At 38.8% G+C, this 3,935-nt stretch carries 5 protein-coding genes; all 5 read right to left on the bottom strand.

Annotated elements, in window-relative coordinates; translation table 11 throughout:
* Window positions 1-887: DUF445 family protein (locus QZR70_RS08620; RefSeq protein WP_295794536.1), on the bottom strand; the 887-nt coding region annotated here is incomplete at its 3' end.
* A gap of 155 nt (window positions 888-1,042) precedes the next feature.
* Window positions 1,043-1,744 (bottom strand): MBL fold metallo-hydrolase, encoded by a 702-nt coding sequence (locus QZR70_RS08615; protein WP_295794534.1) that lies wholly within the window; start codon window positions 1,742-1,744, stop codon window positions 1,043-1,045.
* Between the two features lie 187 nt (window positions 1,745-1,931).
* Complete coding sequence (locus QZR70_RS08610; protein ID WP_295232501.1) at window positions 1,932-2,288, bottom strand: helix-turn-helix domain-containing protein; 357 nt, start codon at window positions 2,286-2,288, stop codon at window positions 1,932-1,934.
* Between the two features lie 261 nt (window positions 2,289-2,549).
* Complete coding sequence (locus tag QZR70_RS08605) at window positions 2,550-3,092, bottom strand: glutathione peroxidase (RefSeq protein WP_295794532.1); 543 nt, start codon at window positions 3,090-3,092, stop codon at window positions 2,550-2,552.
* 32 nt (window positions 3,093-3,124) lie between these two features.
* Complete coding sequence (locus QZR70_RS08600) at window positions 3,125-3,919, bottom strand: hypothetical protein (protein ID WP_295794538.1); 795 nt, start codon at window positions 3,917-3,919, stop codon at window positions 3,125-3,127.
* Window positions 3,920-3,935 lie beyond the last annotated feature (16 nt).

Raw genomic sequence — 3,935 nt, 5'->3', positions numbered from 1 at the left:
CCTTCCCATTCTTCGAGAACCATCTTAATCCATTGATCCTTATGCTCTTCGATGAATGCTTGCCACTCTGCATTGGTTTCCAAATTATTGAAGAAACGAATGGCTTGGCCCCATACGTAACGACCTAAATCAGAGTCGATGGACTCATTATCCTTAAGGAATTGAACCGCCTTTTTCTGTACCGTTTCTACTAATCGTTCTGGTGAAAGACCATCACCGCCAAAGGCAATGGCTAATTCACGGAAGAAGGAGTCCTTCGTATAGGTTTTCATAATGTCTAACATTACGCGGTACAAGTACGGATATACCTGATTCGATGCAATGACGCGCTGACAAGTACGGTTAAAATATAGCCAGAAAATGCTCGCCGTATGGCGTTCTAACATACAGCGGCCAAACAAGATAACGAGCGGTGTCGCCTTCCAGTTTGTCACGCCTTTATATATGGCTTTATTGATTTCCTGGCGCATCGGCTCAATGTCCATATGGGACAAAACCTGATTTCCTACACCGTACAAAATATCGCGCATTTGGCCTTGTCCTACATCACTCATGCCGTATTCAATAATGCGGACCATAACCCGTTCTTTTTTGATGGCATAGTACATTTGAGGCACGCGCAATAGTTCTTCACTGAGCATGGTGCGCCCCATTTGTATAAGACGTTCCTTACTGCGTGGTAAGATAGCAGTCTTAAAAGGTATCCCCAAAGGTTTTGTAAAGAGCGCCGTCACCGCATACCAATCCGCCAAGCCACCGATCATAGCGGCCCCAGATACGTGCATGATAAATGCCCAAAACATATCTTGCCGTTGTGGATATGAAATTAAAAATATAATAGCCATGACAACCAATAGGGTGGTTGCCACTGGTTTAGTTTTCATCATCACTTGATCCTAACTTACTGAATTACGTATATAGACTCTCCCCATATAACGTAGTGACCATAGAGGCCACGAACTTTCACGTACTACAACAACTTGTGAAAGTATATTTAATATGTGTATCCATCACCTGCTAGAGCATCCGATTAACACTTCAGTTAAAATGTACATTCATCGCCTTCTTTTTGAGGTTCCCATACAGGGACATCCCCAAAGAGAGCTTTAAAATACACAGATGGTGTCCATAGTGGGCCATTTAGATGCATCGGAATAAAGGCTTTTTTCACCTCTACGCGGCGTAAAAACTCAATGCTGCCCCACTCCATAGCGTCTTCCAAACGATTATCTACAGGGAACATCGCTACATCGACAGACAAACCGTCTAATTCTTTGAACTCACGCCATGCCATGCGTTTTGCATCAGCATTATTCTCTGGCGTATCACCAAGCCAATGCCACCAGTTGAGGTCACCGGCGTGGAAGATAGAATCAGAATCGATGTTAGCCGTATTTGTCTTTACGTAGAAAGAACCACCTTCATCGGTACTACCATACATATGAATGCCTACATCATCTAATGTCGCATCATGACCTGGGCGCATGGTAATGCATTTCTTCACCTTGCCTTCTAATGGCACATCTTGATGGCAAATGTAGCGTGTTTGAGGACCATCAAATTCTGTAATAGATGGATTAAAATGATCTGCATGAACATGGCTTACAAAGAACCAAAGCTCACGGCCACGCTTTGCTAATTGCCAAACAATATTGTTAGGATCTTTATAATAATCAAACACATAGCAACGCTTACCGTCGTCTACAAGAAAGCCGCTATGCGCTAAAAAAGTAACATTCAACATTATTATCAATACCTCTCATTTATTGAGAATTTATATCATTCGTATTGTTTATTATACCATATTTTTCTTAATACATGGCATAAACAAATGGCTATTTATAACATATATAAAGGCTTTGTTAAGCCATATCAAATATATAATCCCCACATGTATAACATAATAAGGGCAGAAATGCCGCTGCCGTTTCTTAAATACGGCCAGCGGCTTTCATATAGTCAATATATTGGTTCCCCCATTTTTCAAGAGATGCGAGAACCGCTTTAAACTCTGCCCCCACTTCGGTAAGACTATATTCTACCTTAGGTGGAATAGTACCATATACTTCACGATGTACAAGACCATCATCCTCCATTTGGCGAAGCGCTCTCGTAAGAGTGGCTTGCGTAATTGGATATAAGCGGCGCTCTAACTCACGGAAGCGCACAGGACCTTCAGATAATTCGTGCATGATCAATAAAGACCATTTGCCGGCTAATAACTTTTGGCTCGTTGCATAGGGACAGCGGCCCACTAAATCATGAACATTTACGAGTTGCTCTGCCATTGTAATTCTCCTTTTCGCTCTAATATAATTCAAATGTTATCACATATTTTTACTATTTCAAGCATTTTATGGTATCTTTTTTTAGGGTACAAATATTTATGTTCGCTAATATTACTATATACACAAAAGAACCGCTAGTTACAAAACTAGCGGTTCTTTTCTTTACCATACTAAGTACGCTACTAAACGAACACTTTTAAGAAGCAAGAGATATTATAAATCAATGTCACTTATTCCCTAAAATTTAGTCGTCTGCCAAAATCATAATAATGTTTTAATAAAAGATTCCATTTCCATCGGTTTTACAACAGGCTCAAAGCGCCCTACCACATTACCTTTACGATCTATAACAAATTTAGTAAAGTTCCACTTTACCTCATCGTCCGTTAGATAGTTAGGATCAATGTCATTGAGATAGTCTGTAAGCATTTCTGTCTTATCACTAGGCGGGAACCCTTTAAATGGTTGCTCTTTAATCATATATTTGAATAAATCCAAGGCACTTTCATCACGCACATCAGATTTACCCATCACAGTAAAAGTAACCCCATAATTTACCTTGCAAAAGGATTGAATTTCGGTATTAGAACCAGGCTCTTCCTCGCCAAACTGGTTGGAAGGAACCGCAATAATTTCTAAACCTTGTTCGTTGTATTTCTTATAAAGAGCCTCTAACCCCTCATATTGGTGAGTAAATCCACACTTACTTGCCGTATTAACAACGATAAGAACTTTGCCTTCAAAATTTTGTAGTGATTGCAATTCACCAGACTTATTAGGCAGAGAAAATTGATATACAGACATAGTAACTCCTAACTTTCACAATAAAACTAATATTATATTAATAATGTTTTTACATCGTAATTAAATTTAGCTGTAGTCTCAGCCGCAGTTTTTTGCCATTCTGTAGGTGCTGTACCGTCTTTTTCTAGGAAGAATCCAGAGTCAAGGTAGCGAATGATAATATAGTTGGAATCCTTTTGGTCAAAGCCATTACCACGACTGAAGTCGATACCATGGCCTGTATTGCGCGTTACGATAGCTTCTAATAATGGCAAGGTAATCGCGTTTAAGGTGATTTTCATATCACATTTGTCAAAAATCTTTTTAAAGAATGAACTAGGTTTTTCTTCCTTATAGACTAATAATTTGCTAATCGTACCATTAGATGCACATACTACGCGGCGAATTTCATTAATAGAGATATCTACCTTACCATTTGAGATAACACCATTTTTAATGGTAATTTCTCGTTTTCCCATGTAGGAGTAATCAAGTGGCAATTGAAGAGTATCTAAATTTGCAGGAAAATCCGCTGTCAATTTATGGCGAGCAAAGGCAGCAATGATTGATTTTGTTTCGCGGATATTGTGACCAGCATTAGATCCTTTACGGTCAGTATCTAAATCTTGACCTTCTATGTTTTTCCAATTATGGTCTCTAAATATAATCGAATAGTTACTATTTGAATTTAAATATCTTGTAAGATATAGCTCATTTACGTCATCAAAATCAATATCAGTCGTAACAGTACCATTTGCATCTTTACAGAGTACACCATTATAACTAACCGTCAATGTACGATCAGTATCTTCAAAAACAACAGGATTTGCGTCGAATACAGAAATCATAGCCCTCTCCTTTTCA

Source organism: uncultured Veillonella sp., from assembly GCF_900545205.1.
Classification (GTDB): domain Bacteria; phylum Bacillota; class Negativicutes; order Veillonellales; family Veillonellaceae; genus Veillonella.
Note: the sequence above shows the minus strand (reverse complement) of the source record. Positions and strands in the feature narration are given on the sequence as shown.

What these genes read in the sequence shown, in the direction of transcription:
- QZR70_RS08600 (WP_295794538.1), bottom strand. Translation starts at nt 3,919, where the DNA reads ATGATTTCTGTATTCGACGCAAATCCTGTTGTTTTTGAAGATACTGAT.
- QZR70_RS08615 (WP_295794534.1), bottom strand. Translation starts at nt 1,744, where the DNA reads ATGTTGAATGTTACTTTTTTAGCGCATAGCGGCTTTCTTGTAGACGAC.
- QZR70_RS08605 (WP_295794532.1), bottom strand. Translation starts at nt 3,092, where the DNA reads ATGTCTGTATATCAATTTTCTCTGCCTAATAAGTCTGGTGAATTGCAA.
- QZR70_RS08610 (WP_295232501.1), bottom strand. Translation starts at nt 2,288, where the DNA reads ATGGCAGAGCAACTCGTAAATGTTCATGATTTAGTGGGCCGCTGTCCC.